Genomic DNA, 16,515 nt, shown 5'->3' with positions numbered 1-16,515 from the left:
CTAAAACCTCTCCTATAAACCAGGGAACGGATCATTCACCCAGTCTACAAGAGAGGTTATGGCTATATCAATATGCTTTAAGAAATCATCTTATTTCAGTGTAATGGTAAACGATGCGGATTTTGCACCTGCGTTTACTTTCACTGTAGTCTCATCTACTTGCTCTGCACCTTCTACGGAAGCGATAGCTCCCAGATCTTTAAGGGAAAGCGAGAATTCTTTACCGCTGCCTTCTGCAGTAACTGTTACGCTGTTGCCTTTGCGGGCAGCCTTCACAGTCAATTCAGGAGCACCTTTAAGATCACGTACGGTTGCAGAAGTAGTAGTACCTTCTTCAAGTGAATACAGGCCAAATTTCACGCCATCCGCAAAGTCATAATCCGGTTTGTTGTCGATGCTGCCGATTGCCAGCAAGGAGTTCTGACGAACGAACAGTGGCAAGCTGAAGAAATCATATTTCTCTTTGCGCCATGATCCGCCTTGTACAGTTTGACCAGATAGCAGGTGTGTCCAGCGACCCGCTGGCAGATAGTATTTCACTTCGCCGTTTTCTTGGAAAATAGGCGCTACGAGCAAGGAATCACCCAGCATGTATTGGCGATCGAGCACTTCGCATGTTGGATCTTCCGGGAATTCCATAACCATCGCCCGCATAGAAGCCCAGCCATGCTCTGCAGCCTGGCCAGCCACATCATACAGGTAAGGCATCAAGCTGCATTTAAGCTTCGTGAAGAAGCGGGTAACATCACAAGCTTCATCATCGTACGCCCAAGGTACACGATACGAAGTGCTGCCGTGCAGACGGCTGTGGCTGGACAACAGTCCAAAAGCTAACCAGCGTTTGAATACATGTGCCGGAGCAGTGTTCTCGAAACCACCGATATCGTGACTCCAGAAACCGAAACCGGACAAACCTAGGGACAAACCGCCACGAAGGCTTTCTGCCATGGATTCATAATCTGCGTAGCAATCTCCGCCCCAGTGAACTGGGAACTGTTGGCCGCCAGCAGTTGCAGAACGTGCGAACAATGCTGCCTCATTCTTGCCAAGCTTCTCTTCCAATACTTCAAATACAACTTTGTTGTACAGTTGCGTGTAGTAGTTGTGCATTTTCATCGGATCAGATCCGTCGAAATAAACTACATCTGTAGGAATCCGCTCACCGAAGTCTGTCTTAAAGCTGTCTACGCCCATATCTACCAAATCACGCAGGTAGCCGGCATACCATTCACAAGCCGCAGGGTTAGTGAAATCCACCAGTCCCATACCCGCTTGCCACAGGTCACATTGATAAACGTCACCGTTAGGCTTTTTGATCAAGTATCCGTTTTTCTTGCCTTCTTCAAACAAGCGTGAACGTTGGCCAATATAAGAGTTGATCCATACGCAGATCTTCAGGCCTTTTTCCTTCAGGCGTTTCAGCATGCCCTCTGGATCTGGGAATACACGTTTATCCCATTCAAAATCAGTCCATTGATACTCACGCATCCAGAAGCAGTCAAAGTGGAATACATGCAGCGGCAGATCACGTTCTGCCATACCTTCTACGAAGGAATTTACAGTTTCTTCATCATAGTTGGTAGTAAACGAAGTTGTCAGCCACAATCCAAAAGTCCATGCTGGTGGAAGCGCTGGTTTACCTGTAAGAGCAGTATAGTTGCTAATAACGTCTTTAATGGTAGGTCCATCGATTACGAAGTATTCCAAGCTTTCTCCAGCTACGCTAAATTGGGCCTTTTTCACTTTTTCTGAAGCGATTTCATAGGAAACCAATTCCGGATGATTAACGAATACTCCATAACCTTTGCTTGATACATAGAAAGGAATGTTTTTGTAAGCTTGCTCGGAGCTAGTACCGCCGTCTTTGTTCCAGATATCTACGGTTTGTCCATTTTTCACGAAAGCTGTAAAACGTTCGCCCAGACCATATACGAATTCGCCTACGCCGAGATCCAGCTCATCACGCATGTACGTGTTGCCGTCTTGGTCGGTGATGTAAGCCATGGATTTAAAGCCACTGCCTGTAATACGTTCTTCGCCGCGATAGAAGTCAACCGCCCATTGTTCGCCTTTGCGAATCACTACACGAAGTCCGCCGCTGATCAGCACGGTTTCGAGATCCGTTTCTTCAATCTTCACATGATCGCCAGTTCCTTTAGTCAGTTCGAAAACCGGACCACGTTCCTGTACACCATCATGATGAATAATTTTAATGCCTACCACGCCTGGAAGCGGGGAATGGAATTTTACAGTAAGCAGGGTTGAATTCAGCGTTGCTGCGCGCCCTGTGATTGGAGTCGTTTGTGTAATTGCTGTTAATCCTTCGGGAGTCTTTTCTACAACATAATTTTGAACTGCGCCGTTAATCGTGATACCTTCACGAACCAGCCAGAGACCATCAGTAAATTTCATTGTGTACTTGCCACCTTTCAATTTGGTGTTTATAGTTGCATTATACCGATAAAAAATGAACAAAACTAATACTATATAGCTCATTTATAACACTATTTTGATGTTTTTTAAGAAAAGAGGCGTTTATATGGACCGTACAACTCAGAGTTTGCTAAAAGAAAACAGAGTTCATGGAGATAGTATGTTTCCACTCGCAGCTTATTGGATCGAGCTTCCATCCGGAACGCATGTACTTGATACACATTGGCATGAAGAAGCGGAGTTCTTTATGCTGCTAGAAGGAGAAATTCTGTTCCAAGTAGACACAGAATATTTTCCTCTCCGAGCTGGAGAAGCGGTATTTATCGAATCTGGCGATATACACGCCGCCTATGTGCTGAACGAAGACACCCCCTGCAAATTCTGTGCGCTTGTATTTCTGCCTGATCTTTTGGCTAGCGCCCAGTACGATACGATCCAGCAAAACGCGATTTTGCCACTGCAAGAGAAACGCCAAAGCTTTCCGAGACATATTACACCCGCTATCCCTTGGCAGCAGGAACTGCTTCATCATCTGAAGCAAATGATGGAGGCATACGCTAATAAAATGCCCGGATTTGAGACCTTTATGAAAGGAACTTTGCTAATCATGCTTTCCAAGATTACCGCAGAGGGCCGATTTGAGAACCGCAGCCAATCGGATGATGCAGATACTACCAAGATTAACCGCCTTAAAAAGGTGATCCTTTATATCCAAGATAACTATCAGGAACCGATCCGTACCCGTGATCTATCAGAGCTTATTCCCATGAGCGAGGGGCAATTCTGCCGCTTCTTCAAAATGATGACTCGTAAAACGCCAGTCGATTACATCAACTCTTACCGGATTCGCCAGGCTGCCGATCTGCTGCAGCAAAGTGAAAGAAAAATATCCGACATCGCATTCGAGGTCGGATTTGATAATGTAAGCTATTTTATAAAGGTTTTCCGCAAAGCGATGAAATGCTCGCCTTCGGAGTTTAGGAAAGGTGCGGGCTAGTCTCATCTACTTCATGCAAAAACGATGGATTCCAACCTGATTTTTAGGAATTACAACCTTTTGGAGGCTCGCGATGAACTCACCGATTCTTAGCTTTATCACACCGCCTATTCCTTATTTCATAGACTGTGGCCGTGCTCACTACAATGCTGGAGACTATCATATCAGTCGTAATTGCATCGGCGTATTTGATCTAATCATTGTTAAAAAGGGTACGTTGCCTATCGCCGAGAACGAGGTGCACTGGGAGCTAAAGGAAGGAGAATTCCTCATCCTTCGACCAGATGCCCATCACTATGGCTTTGCCCCCTGTCCTATCGAAACAGAAATCATCTGGATTCATTTTCAGACTTTCGGCAGCTGGATCGAGTGTCAGGATATGAACGAATGTCTGGAAAATCAGAGCGAGCTCATCGAGAGCCATAAACAAAAAGCTTATTTAAATCACTGCGATGTATGCTCGATTTTTATTCCGAAGTATATGAAAATTTCAGAGAAGGCAATGGAGGTATTAGAGTTCTTTTTCCATCTGGAGCAAGAACCCCAGTCGATGCGCAACTGGAAGCGCCAAGCCTCCTTTCAACAGTTTCTGCAATTCTTGGACCGCGATCTGGCCGAGGCATCCGATGCAACCGCCATTCATCTCGCCGAGAAGATTGAATTGTTCATACGGCAAAATTATACTCGTGATGTCTCTAACTCCTTACTTCAAAAAGAACTTAACTATCATCCCAACTATCTCGCCAAAAACATGCTAAAAATATACGGTGTGACCCCTATGGCCTATCTCCTGTCCTATCGTCTAGAACAATCCAAACGGCTGTTAATTCAAACTTCCTGGTCCATTGCCCGCATCGCTGAAGAGGTTGGCTTTCATCATATTACTTACTACTCTTCCTGCTTCTCCAAGAAAGAAGGCATTTCTCCCTCTAACTTCCGACAAAAATTCACCGGCAAATAGACATAACAAAGCCTGGCATCGAAAATATCTTCCTCTTCCGGGCTTTGTTCAGATAGGCTAATCAAATCTTTAGACACGCTGCAAACGAATAACATTCCAGGATAATTAGGACAAAGAAGCCGTTAAGTATCCATCAACCAGCGCTGCGGCTAACAGCTCTCCTTATTAAGTATTACTGCTGATTTGCCGATATATTATAGATAGATCTTATCGTCGTAGGAGGATAAAGAACCATGCACATAGCGAATATGACCTCATCTATGGGAACGAGGTTTAATGTCTCTGTTAGTCACCAAACTAACGATAAAACCATGAAATCAAACAGCAATACTAATGGTAATGGAGACAAATTATCAATAAGTAAATCTGCAAAGGCCGCTTTTCAAAATCAATCCAAAATGGACGGAATGGTTAACTCCCTGCTTAAACAAAAACAAAGTATCATCGACAGTAAGAACAGTCTGATTGAAAGAACTACCAAAAGTTCGCATAATCTCGAATCTATTCAAGATCAACTTAAGGAGTTCGACAAGCAGCTCCAAACGATTGACCAACAAATTGCAAAATACAGCTTCGAAGAGCAACAAAAAAACTTAGAAAATGCTCAAAAAGAAAATCAATCGGATGAACCTAAAACCGAGCAAGAGATACAAAACGAAAGATTAAATACGCTTGTTTCTGTAAGCCAAGATGTTAGCCAAATGGAGGTAGTTTCTTCTACCCACACTAAGATGCGTGGCGAGGCTAAAGTTCTGACCAAGGAAATAGAGCTGGATGAGGCTCGTTCTACTCATTCTGCAACAGCCAAACGGGAGCAGTTATCCAAAATCGAAACTAAACTATCGGAAATGAACGAAACGTTAGGCGATGCCATGAAAGACACGGGAGATAAAATTAAAGATCAGATCGATAAAGCAGGTTCAACAGAAATTAAACCTTCTGAAGAGAATACCAATGAGCGGACGGAACAATTAGCTACCTATCAAGAAATTCAACGTTTAGCCGAAGAATCTGATAAGTCGCAGCTAGAAATACTAATCTAACAAGGGCAAGATTCTCTATATAAAAAAGCAATCGGATCTCCTTCGCATCAGAGGGTCTGCCGATTGCTTTTTTAGATGCAGCTAATGTTATTTTTCGGCTATTCCTTCCGAATCACAATAAAGCAGGTGCTGTCCGGCAGCGCCACTTCCTGTCCGCTCTCATCCATGAACCTTACTCTATCACGCAAAGCTTCGGTATAACCTTCTTGCAGGTAATGCCGGAAGATCTCAAGCTTCGCCTGCTTTCCTAAAATCTGTTCAATAAATGAGGCAAACTCCGTAGGGGTGAAATAACCAAATTGTTCTTGGACTTCATGAATATAAGCCTCTTCCCCCCAGGTATACGTATATAAAAATTCCATGGCATCATTAACGGGCATGAGCACTTCTTGTTCCCCTAATCTTTGAAACTGAATCTGACGTCCAGCAAAATCCTTCGCATAACGCTCCAGCCACATCAGACCGTCCTCTTCCAAAAAGTGAACTCTCCGCAGCAATGATGCAGGTTCGGTCATGATCCCATCGCGGATAATGATAACCCCGCCAGCTGACAATACCGCAAAGGCACTTCGCAGAGCTGCGGAGACGGTGTCGTGATTGAACTTATTACCATTTAGCGGCACATAAGAATATAGCTCATGCAAAATCGAAGAGAAGATTACCGTGTCCACCGTTCCAGCCTCCACGAAATCTTTAAGGTTCAACGCATCTCCCTGCAGCACCTCCCACTGGCGACCTTCCCGCTGCTTGCGTTGCCGCAAGGCTTCTACTACATTGCTTGAGATATCAATGCCGATAGGGGTAACCTCGGGCATACGCTCTTCCAGCAAATCCAGCAGCACACCGCCGCCCGGGCCGATATCCAGCACTTTTTGACCAGTGACATGTTCCAGAATTACAGCTTTATAATCTGCTGTATTATTCATTTGGCTTAAGTAGGTATCTTCATTATGAAAACGGTCGAAAGCGTCCCTGCGCAGCTCGAATAGGTCGAACAACAGCAATACAGCACGTTCATACAAGGGTGATTTTTCAGCCTCCATACAGAATTCGATCAGCTTCTCAGCCGCTGCCGAGAATTGGAATTGAAAAAATACCGTGTCTGGCAGATGTTCCTTAGAATATTGCCGCAAGAGTAGGTGAGGGTTCTCAGCAGGCAAAGTCCCTTGCTCGATATCCTTCCATGTAAGCTCCGCTAAATATTTTTCGATAATCCGCTTCTTATAAATGTTGGTCTTCTTAACACCCTTGTAATCGTAGTAAATGCTGTTCATGACATGTTCGAAGCTGATATGGCTTAAGGATTCATTCTGCGCCTTCTGGGCAGCAAGCACCATCACCTTCAGAAATTGCTCCAGCGAAAAGGTCTGTAGTGCAGATTCCACATACCAGAAGGTAATCTTACTTAATGACTCCAACCGTTCAGCATGGAAACCTTCCTGCGTCAGCTTAGCCCATTCCGTAGTGAAATCCTCTCCTCTAGAGATCGGACCCAGCCGCATTCTGCGCAGTCGTTCCTTCATCGGCATAGGACTAGCAAGATTGCCTGAAGAAATCAGCTCAATAAGCTGCTTCACTTCATGCTGCACATTCTGCCATAACTCGGGAGACACAGCTCCGATGATGCAATGATTGAGCACGGTCAGCAGGCGTTCCAGTTCCTCCGTGGTCAGCAACTGATCTTCCACTATATCATGGAGTGGCTTATTGACTTCCGGCGGCACTTCTCCGCGAATTTGCTGTCCTATGAGTCCATGAGTTTCAATTAGCCGCTGAATCATCGCACCTTTCTCGGAGACAGCCCTCCCTAAATATCTCTCATATAACTGTGCGGAACCTAAATTATGTACAAAACAATTAATCCCTTCCTCCTGCCAAACCAGCCGCTCCTTTGCTGTACCTCCCTTAGCCGTTTCTGACCAAATTAACGTTTCTTCCACCAGCTCTTTTATCCAAATAGAACGGGGGAGTTGGTCCAGAATCTGCAAGCTACGTTCCACATAATCCAGTACGGGATTCCTGCGATCCAGCTCCTCCAGAGATTCCACACGTTCCAAATTTACTATCTGCTCCTCCGCTTGGACAATAAGCTTCAGCCAAAGGTTATCCTCCAAATGATCTTGCACACCTTCACGGTATAAGGCGATGGCTTCCAGTGATTTCAGCATATGCTCCTCCTTCGCTCCAAAGTGGAGACTATAAAGACCTATTATTATATATATACAATCCCGTTAATTAAAAAACAGAACCAGGATTCATGAAATAGCCATGTCCCGGTTCTGTTTGCATTCCAGTCATTAGGTTCCGAACCGCTGCCGATACCCACATTTGCGGCATAGCTCCTCCACCGCTTCTCTACGTGAGAAGCCATAGAATAAATTGTTCGCCCGCTCCCCCTCCACAATCTCTGAGAACGGAGTCTCATGGATGTTGCCTAGGTTAATTACTCCTTCACCATCCAGACAGCATGGTACAACAGTGCCATCCACAAGAATCGCCGCTTGGCTCCGCAGGGCATGACAGAACCCTTTTCCGTCATCTTCCGGCTCATTTAGCGCTGGCCAACGGAACTCATGATCCTGATTAAGGTAGACGCGCGGGGCAATCTTGACACCACTGCCAGGCACAACCTTTTCTTCGATCTTGAAATCCAAGTTGAAGGCTTCCTCCAGCAGGGCGAGGGTTTCACGGTTACGGTTTCTTTCCAGATTCGTCAGATTATCCTCCGTCAAATTCCACAAGCGGAAAGAAATAATGACCCCTTGCGCAGAGGCTTCCCGTACAAAAGAAATTATCTCTGAAAGATAGCCTTCACGGTTCTCTGACCCTTCATGCCCATCAAAGCTGTGCAGAGAAAAGTTCATCTGACGCAGTGCGGGCTTACCAAGAATTTTAGGTCCGGCTTTATGAATTAACGTGCCATTAGTTGTAATATTAACCTTGAACCCTTTGGCATGAGCAGCATCCAGCAGTTCACCTATCTTGGGATGCAGCAACGGCTCCCCTTTGACGTGAAGATAAATATGATTGCTGTGTGGTTTAATTTCATCCAATATCGTATTAAACGTATCCAACTTCATGAAATTTTTCGTCCGGGCGGTTTGTGGACAAAAGCTGCAGGCGAGGTTGCAGACGCTTGTTATCTCAATATAAACCTTTTTAAAAGTCTTCAAGTCCTGCTCCCCATTCTATTTATTATAAATCTGAGGCATAGCGGAGACCGATCTGTGCTCTGGCTTCCTCCATAATCTCTGCTGCGGCCATGGAGTTCTCATGAGTATTAATTCTGCTCTCCCGTTCACCATTCTTAATCAAGTTGATGAATTCCTCAACCTCATAATACATAGGTTCAAACACCTGAGGCAACGTAAGCTCCTCAACTGTACCATCACGATAGTAAATTTTCACCTGATAAGGCTCATTGATCTTGTCGATCACCATCGTACCGTTCTCTCCATGAATCTCAGCTGGCAGATAGGAGTCGGAAATTTTGGAGTGCATAACTACCGCATCCATATCGTCATATTTCATAATGAGACTTCCTTCACCATCCACACCTGAGGAGAGCATGACACCCACTGCCTGTACTGATTGAGGCTTGCCAAAGAGCACCACCATTGGATACAAACAGTACACACCAAGATCCATTAACGAGCCATTGGAAAAAGCGGGATTAAACGCATTTAGCACAGTCCCCTGCCGATAAGCATCATATCTAGAGGAGTACTTACAATAACTTGCAAAATAACGGCGAACTTGGCCGAGTTTATACAAATTATCCCGAATCACTCCAAAGTTCGGCATAAAGGTCGATTTCATCGCCTCTACCAGCAGCACATCATTTGTGCGCGCAGCTTCAATCATAGCTTTAAGCTCTATACTGTTGGATGCAGCCGGTTTCTCGCAGAGCACATGCTTGCCGTGATTTAAGCACATAATCGCTTGCTCTGCATGCATAGAATTTGGGCTGGCAATATATATAGCATCTACATCTTTGCTTTTCACCATATCTTCCAGATTCGTATAAATTGTAGCTCCCGCATATTTAGCAGCAAAGGCCTGACCTTTCTCCATTGTGCGAGAGTACACGGCTGTCAGGATAAACTCCTCATTCTCCAAGCCGGCTTGCACGAAGCGGTCTGTAATAAAGTTTGTTCCAATGACCCCGAAACGAATTGTCATGATGTTATCCCGTCCTTTTTAGTTATTACTAACTCTACATGCTATTTTCTCACTCATAGGTAGTCATGTCTACTTTTTAAGGCAAATTAACGACAATTTCTGATAAATTCAGCAATTCCCTTGTTACTGGCGGAGCATCTTTCATCGTACAATGCAAAAAAAGGCGTATCCCAGCCACCCTTTCATGGCTTTTGAGATACCCTTTTTTTGGAGTTACAACTATTGCCTCAACTTACGGACCCAGATGAACTCTATATAATCGTCCAGCCGCCATCTACAAACAAAGTCTGACCTGTAGTGTAGCTGGAAGCATCTGAAGCAAAGTAGAGTACAGCACCGTTTAATTCTCCCGGATTACCAGGGCGGCCCATCGGACACACTGCGTTGTACATTTTTAGCGCTTTTTCTGCAAATAACGTATTCTCAGTCATTTCAGTTTTGAACAAGCTTGGTCCAATCGCATTAACAGTAATCCCATGCTTAGCATAAGTTGCCGCCACCCCTCTTGTCAGATGGATCACTCCACCTTTAGCAGCATTGTAAGAATGCGTAGGAACCGAAGCAGAAGCTGTAAGGCCTAGCATTGAAGCTGTATTGACGATTTTACCGTAATTCCGTTCTTTCATATGCCGGATCACATGTTTCGACATCAGGAACACGCCCTTTAAATCAGTATCCAATACCCGATCCCAAGCTTCTTCTTCCAGCGCTTCAATCGGAACCGCATCCACCACACCAGCATTGTTCAGCAGAATATCAATTTTTCCAAAGGCTTCCATAATCTTTTGAACAGCCACAATAATCTGGTCCTCTTTTCTTACATCACACTCAATAGGAATTATTCTGCGTTCAGGGTATTTAGCCCGGATATCCTCGGCTACTGCTACAAGCTTGTCATATCTTCTGGCCAAAATAGCAATGTCTGCTCCTTGCTCAGCAAGCATCTCTGCGAATTGTACCCCGATCCCACTGGATGCTCCTGCGATAATAGCTGTCTTACCCGTCAAATCAAAAAGGTTAGTCATTCTAATTCCTCCTAATGTTTGGTTAGCCGATCCTTCTTCGGTTTCATTTCGTACAAACGGACTTCAAACGTGTAGGCTTATACTGAGGAAACAGGTTGCAAATTGTTTTCCCACCAGTCCCAGCGGAGATAGCAGTATGGAAGATACTCCATTGGATTCAGAGGCTCCAGAATTTTACCTTTTTCAAGCACATTTGTACTGACGGTGTAAACCGCGCCCAGCATATTCACAACTTCAAGCTCACTCCAAGGATCATGCGGGGAGTCTTGGAAGGTGATAGAGGCTTCTGCCGCTTTATAGACTTTAACCTCACTGACTAAACGCTGTGTGACCAAGATTGGCATCAGATCGAAGCCGTTTCCGTCAATTGCATTGGCATATTTGATGTTATACAAAGGGATATCTTTGCCGTAATATTCCTCCAGAATCTTCTCGGCTCCATTGTCATTGAAGTGTCCATCCATAGTGGCTTTTACGTTGAAAAAGTCAATGCCATGCCGGCCAATTGCCCCATCTATGCCAGCTTCTGAGGTGTTCATACGCACATCGGCCATTTTCTTAGGCAGACCACATACTTCCCGGCCCATAGCCATCCCGATATCACTTGTAATAGGCATCGACAGGCAGTAGTTGCCTAGTTGTCCGTTATAGTCTGCTAGAACGAACAATCCAGCTTCACGATAAGGTGGACAAAAGTTCGTAGCTGGGTAATTGGCGATAAAAGCATTTACCAGCGGCCGGCTTGTTGGCTTCAGTGGCTTCGGCAACAAACGCTCGATAATCTCTGGTTTGGTCTCCCAATACACCGTCAGCATCTCAGCATCATAAAAGGTTGTTGGCTTGCCTCCGTATTTCTGCATATCTGCGAAACTTTTCACAAAACTCACCATGAATGAACCCTCCTTAGATTAGTAACCCTTTAGTTCAGCACAAATGCCGTTTCGAATCCAGATTGAATGGCCTGTCCGATTCGTCCTGGCTTGCCTGCATCGCCGATTACCTTCACATTGGGCAGTACCTGCTTCAGCTCATCAACGAATGAGCGATCGGGTGTAACACCAATGGATAATACAACAGCATCCGTCTTTTTCAGCGAAGTTTCCCCAGTGGACGTATTCTCGAGCACGATCGCGCCGTCCTGCACTTCTACCAGCTTGGTTGATGCTAAGAGCTCCACGCCATTCTTTTTCAGCCTAGTCACAATGTCGATCAGATTTGGCAGATAGGCGTCTGGGCCAACCCGCGGCTGCATTTCCACCACCGTGACCTGATTTCCCATATCGGCTAAATATTCAGCCGTTTCCAGCCCTGTCATGCCGGAGCCGATGACCACAGCCTGCTTGTTCTTAATCACAACTGACCCACTAAGTACGTCAACAACCGTGCAGACCGCTGCCTTTTTCACTCCCGGAATAACAGGCACTATAGGCTGTGCCCCAGCGGCAACAAATACCGCATAAGGGTTCAGTTGCTTCAGTTGTTCCAGCGTAGGTTTCGTAGAGAGACGGACATCAACATCCAGGTCCTCTAACTGATGCTGCATATTATCAATAAACCAGTTCAGCTTCTCCTTCAATGGTGGCCGGCTTCCCAGCTCCACACTGCCGCCTAGCACATCTCTGGCTTCGAACAATACAGGTTTAAAATCTCTGAGCGCCAAAATCCGTGCTGCTTCCATACCTGCTGGACCCCCGCCGATCACAGCTACTACTTTGCCATCGCCATCTTTTGCTGGTTCTGCAAATTCAAGCTCCCGGCCCACTCTGGCATTGACAGCACACTTGATTACCTTGCACTCCATCACTTCCTGAATACAGTACAGGCAAGAGATACAGGTTCTGATCTCTGCTTCTTTGCCTGCTGCCGCTTTGTTACCCCACTCCGGATCGGCCAGTTGGGCTCTTCCAAGGGCTACAAAGTCCGTGTTTCCTTCCTGTAGCAGACTCTCAGCAAATTCAGGCTTACGGATCACATCACAAGCAATCACTGGAATTTGCACCGCTTGCTTAATGGCTGCGGAGAGATGTTTTTTCCAGCCTTGCGGGTAGGATATCGGCTCAATGATCGTATTGGATGATTCATAAGTGCCGGAGCTTACATTTATGCAATCCACTCCGATGCTTTCCAGATGTTTCGCAGTCTGGATAGCCTCATCCAGTGTAATCCCGCCTGAGACAAATTCATCGCCGTCGATTCGCACCGATACTGGGAATCCTGCGCCACAGGTCTTTTTGATGCCAAGCACAATTTCATTCAGGAATGACATTCTACCTTCCAGTGAACCGCCATATTTATCAGTTCTCAGATTGGTAAGCGGGCTCAGAAACTGTCCTACAAGATAGCCGTGGGCACCATGGATCTCCACGCCATCAATACCTGCTGTTTTAGCTATATAAGCTCCGAACACAAATTTACGAACTAACTCTTCTACCTCTCCAGTAGACAGCTCCCGGGGCATTTCCCCAATCGCTGAAGACATCACTGCGCTAGGAGCAACAATTTGTTTGCCTCCAATAAGCCGTCCGTGATTTTGCCGGCCCGGATGCTGGAGCTGAAGGAATATTTTGCTGTCATGACGGTGCACAGCTCTTGCCAGTTTCTCCAGACGCGGCACAAACAGCAAGTCACTTGCATTCAGCTGGTTCGGTGTACCTACTCCGGTCTCATTATCCACACGCGTAATTTCCGTAATGATTAGACCACAGCCACCCGCGGCACGTTCCTCATAAAAAGCAATCATTTCGTCCGATGCTTCACCACTGGCCGCGGCCAGTGACGTTCCCATAGCCGGCAATACAATTCTATTCTTAAGTTCAAGGCGTCCAATTTTACCTGCTGCAAACAGTTTTTCATATTTCATCTGCTTAGCACCTCCACCTTTAGTTTAAGGCGTCCAATACTTTGTGAATATATTTACAAGCACCAAAAATCACTTCTTTATAGTGCATATTGCACTATTATTGAACTAGGGGGCGATATGAATGGATGTTTCCTTAAATGAGCAAATATCAGGTAAAATCGAAATGGAGCATTATACCGCATCTTTGTTTACTGCATACATTTCAGGTGCAGGCCTTTCAGCTATCGTACAGACAGCTGCTGAGCTACTGCAGAATCCCGTCATTGTATTTGATTGCAGCTTCAAAATTGTAGCTCACTCTGACCTATCCGATATCGACGATTACATATGGAGTGATAATATCCGCAAAGGTTATTGCTCTTACGACTTCATTGCGGCTGTGAGTAAAATGAACAGTGTCCAGCGTGGGAAACAAAGCGATGAATCTTATGAAGTAACCTGCGAGGAAACGTCAAACTCCAAACTGATCTCCAAAATAAAAGTAGCCGGCAAACAAATCGGCAATGTATTGCTTCTTGGATGCAAAAATCCTTTTCGCGCCAGAGATAACGAGCTGCTGTCCATCACCGCTACCATACTTGCCGAAGAGATGGGCAAAAATAGCTACTATCGCAACGCCAAAAATATAAAAGTTGAAGATTTTATCTGCGCACTGCTAGAGGAACAGCTTCAGGACAACCGGATCATTCAGGACAGAATGCGGAGTGCAGGATTAAAGTTCGGAAATCAGCTGCTTGTGCTGCTGTTCGATCTTACCTGGTATGAGGGTTCAGGCCGTTATGATGATTATTTAAGAGAACGTTTGCAACAGCTTTTTCCGGGCAGTCCTTCCACCTATTATGATGGGCAGATTGTAATGATCCATGACGGAAATCTCTCCAAAGAGCTTGTAAATAAGCAACTGCAGGAATTTCTAACTCAAACCGGCATCTCGCTTGGCATCAGCAATATATTCACTAATCTTACGCAGTGTAGGAGACACTATCTTCACTCCCGAAACGCTATTCGGATCGGTTCCATTCTCAGCCCGCAGCAGCAGCTGACTTACTACTCAGATATCCAGCTCTATGAGATGCTCTCTGCTGATGTTGTGTTTAACGAGGATAATAACTACTACCATCCAGAGCTGCTCAAGCTTCAAGAATACGATACTGTGCACCAGTCCAATCTGTATCATACCTTTTACGTTTATCTCAAAAATAACCGGAACATGCAGATTACCTCAGACGAGCTGTACATTCACCGGAATACACTCAGATATAAGCTCGATCTTATTAGCAGACTGCTGGACACCGACTTTACCGATTCTGAAAAAATGCTGGCGTACTATGTCTCTTACAAGGTCGCTGCTTTTTGTGAAAAAGCTAGGGAGCAGACCCGTACGCCGCAACGTTAATGTTAGAAGCTACTATAAACGCACAAACAGCCCCCGTTCTTATCCCAAGAACGGGGGCTGTGCTGTGAAGTAGAACTGTATATGATATTACAATCCGTAAAAAGCTTGCAGCTGACGCACGATTTCATCCTTGTCATGATCCACTACGGTTTGATGTTGTGGCATCTCGAACAATGCTTTAATCTGTGCCGGGAATTCCTGCTTAATATCGATCAAAGTAATTGCCTCATCGAACTTAGCTGGATGTGCAGTCGCAAAGGTAATGCCAATCTCATCCGGGCCATTAAAGGCTTCGTAAGCCGCGATTCCACATGCTGTATGCGGATCAAGCAGGTAGCCGTATTCTTTTTGATACTTAGCGATCGTATTCAAGCATTGATCATTCTTCACACCCAGCGCTGCAAAATCCTTCTGCACCTGCTGAAGCGCCTCGCCTTCAACCGTAATCTTGCCTTCGGTTTGCAGCTTGGACATATACGCGGATAACTTCTCAGAATCCTCGCCTACCAGATAATACAGATACCGTTCGAAATTACTGGCCACTTGGATGTCCATCGAAGGGCTGTAAGTGCTTGTGAAATTACCTGGTTTGTATTCGCCAGTATTCACGAAACGCTCCAAAATATTATTTTCATTCGTAGCAATGATTAGCTTGTTAATAGGGAGCCCCATTTGCTTAGCCAAATAGCCCGAGAAAATATTACCGAAGTTACCGGAAGGCACGCTGATATTAATCTTTTTCTCGTTGCTGCCATCGACATGCAGATATGCATAGAAATAATAAACAGTCTGCGCCAGAATCCGCACAAAGTTAATGGAATTGATTGCACGCAGATGATACCGACCTTTAAAGTCCAGATCCGCGAACAGATCCTTAATTACCTTCTGGCAATCATCAAAGTTACCATGAACAGACAAATTCAGTACATTGCTGTCGTCCACCGTAGTCATCTGCAGCTCCTGCACTTTACTTACCCTGCCGTGTGGATGGAGAATACAGATCTTGATGCCTTCTTTGCCGCGTACACCTTGAATGGCCGCCGCTCCAGTGTCCCCAGAGGTTGCACCGAGGATGTGGATGATTTTGTTTTGTTTTTTGGAAATATATGAATACAGCTCACCCATAAACTGCAGCGCTACATCCTTGAAAGCAAAAGTAGGCCCATGGAACAATTCAAGTACATATAAAGAATCATTTACTTGGTGTATAGGCGTTACTTCAGGTGTGCGGAAATTGGCATAACTGGTGTTGACCATTTCCTGTAAATCCTCGTAAGGAATCTCATCATTGGTGTAATAGGCAACAATCTTCAGGAACAACTCCTGATAGCTAAGACTTCTCCACTCTTCCAATGTTGCTGCTGAAACCACTGGAATCTCGGATGGAACCATCAGCCCACCGTCGTCCGCAAGTCCCATCAACACCGTATCAATAAAACCTTTAGGTTCCACATTACCTCTTGTGCTTATAAACTTCATGCTCATCCTCCTGAACCCCTCGTTAATATATGACAAGAATATATGATAAGAAGAAACAACGTTGTCGTCCTATAGAGATGACAACTGTTTCTCGCAGAAATATAAGGCTATTATAGTTGCACCACTTATAAGTTCTTAT

At 45.2% G+C, this 16,515-nt stretch carries 12 protein-coding genes; 4 read left to right on the top strand and 8 right to left on the bottom strand.

The window, feature by feature from the left end; all coding sequences use genetic code 11:
• Positions 1-90: 90 nt before the first annotated feature.
• Entirely contained in the window at positions 91-2,412 is a 2,322-nt protein-coding gene (gene yicI, locus MKX34_RS04380; protein ID WP_076296132.1) for an alpha-xylosidase, read from the bottom strand.
• Between the two features lie 127 nt (positions 2,413-2,539).
• On the opposite strand from yicI, the gene MKX34_RS04375 reads away from it, so the two are divergent.
• The 3 genes from MKX34_RS04375 to MKX34_RS04365 all read left to right on the top strand — a co-directional run bounded on the left by MKX34_RS04375 (position 2,540) and on the right by MKX34_RS04365 (position 5,434).
• A complete protein-coding gene (locus tag MKX34_RS04375) occupies positions 2,540-3,430 on the top strand; it encodes an AraC family transcriptional regulator (RefSeq protein WP_036680763.1) in 891 nt (296 codons plus the stop codon).
• 73 nt (positions 3,431-3,503) lie between these two features.
• Positions 3,504-4,391 carry a helix-turn-helix transcriptional regulator gene (locus tag MKX34_RS04370; RefSeq protein ID WP_076296131.1) on the top strand — a complete coding sequence of 296 codons (888 nt, stop codon included), beginning with the start codon at positions 3,504-3,506 and terminating at the stop codon, positions 4,389-4,391.
• Positions 4,392-4,624: 233 nt separating this feature from the next.
• Positions 4,625-5,434, top strand: coding sequence for a hypothetical protein (locus MKX34_RS04365; RefSeq protein ID WP_076296130.1), 810 nt, complete (start codon positions 4,625-4,627; stop codon positions 5,432-5,434).
• A 98-nt stretch (positions 5,435-5,532) separates the two neighbouring features.
• Here the strand turns inward: MKX34_RS04365 and MKX34_RS04360 are convergent, their stop codons facing one another.
• The 6 genes from MKX34_RS04360 to MKX34_RS04335 form a co-directional block, all read right to left on the bottom strand.
• Complete coding sequence (locus MKX34_RS04360; RefSeq protein WP_076296129.1) at positions 5,533-7,602, bottom strand: class I SAM-dependent methyltransferase; 2,070 nt, start codon at positions 7,600-7,602, stop codon at positions 5,533-5,535.
• A 129-nt stretch (positions 7,603-7,731) separates the two neighbouring features.
• Positions 7,732-8,607 carry a radical SAM/SPASM domain-containing protein gene (locus MKX34_RS04355; protein ID WP_036680750.1) on the bottom strand — a complete coding sequence of 292 codons (876 nt, stop codon included), beginning with the start codon at positions 8,605-8,607 and terminating at the stop codon, positions 7,732-7,734.
• Between the two features lie 22 nt (positions 8,608-8,629).
• Positions 8,630-9,616, bottom strand: coding sequence for a Gfo/Idh/MocA family oxidoreductase (locus MKX34_RS04350; protein WP_036680747.1), 987 nt, complete (start codon positions 9,614-9,616; stop codon positions 8,630-8,632).
• A 251-nt stretch (positions 9,617-9,867) separates the two neighbouring features.
• Positions 9,868-10,641 carry a glucose 1-dehydrogenase gene (locus tag MKX34_RS04345; RefSeq protein WP_076296128.1) on the bottom strand — a complete coding sequence of 258 codons (774 nt, stop codon included), beginning with the start codon at positions 10,639-10,641 and terminating at the stop codon, positions 9,868-9,870.
• A 77-nt stretch (positions 10,642-10,718) separates the two neighbouring features.
• Positions 10,719-11,531: an acetoacetate decarboxylase family protein gene (locus MKX34_RS04340; RefSeq protein ID WP_081383818.1), complete on the bottom strand. Its 813-nt coding sequence runs from the start codon at positions 11,529-11,531 to the stop codon at positions 10,719-10,721.
• Positions 11,532-11,560: 29 nt separating this feature from the next.
• On the bottom strand, positions 11,561-13,501 hold the full coding sequence (locus tag MKX34_RS04335) for an NAD(P)/FAD-dependent oxidoreductase (RefSeq protein WP_076296127.1): 1,941 nt from the start codon (positions 13,499-13,501) through the stop codon (positions 11,561-11,563).
• 121 nt (positions 13,502-13,622) lie between these two features.
• Here MKX34_RS04335 and MKX34_RS04330 point away from each other — a divergent pair, with 121 nt between their 5' ends.
• Positions 13,623-14,897 carry a helix-turn-helix domain-containing protein gene (locus MKX34_RS04330; protein ID WP_036680738.1) on the top strand — a complete coding sequence of 425 codons (1,275 nt, stop codon included), beginning with the start codon at positions 13,623-13,625 and terminating at the stop codon, positions 14,895-14,897.
• Positions 14,898-14,984: 87 nt separating this feature from the next.
• Here MKX34_RS04330 and thrC read toward each other — a convergent pair whose 3' ends face one another.
• A complete protein-coding gene (thrC, locus tag MKX34_RS04325; protein ID WP_076296126.1) occupies positions 14,985-16,376 on the bottom strand; it encodes a threonine synthase in 1,392 nt (463 codons plus the stop codon).
• Positions 16,377-16,515: the final 139 nt, after the last annotated feature.

Source organism: Paenibacillus sp. FSL R5-0636 (genome assembly GCF_037974255.1).
GTDB classification, from domain to species: domain Bacteria; phylum Bacillota; class Bacilli; order Paenibacillales; family Paenibacillaceae; genus Paenibacillus_AQ; species Paenibacillus_AQ odorifer.
This window is presented reverse-complemented; position numbering and strand designations above follow the sequence as displayed.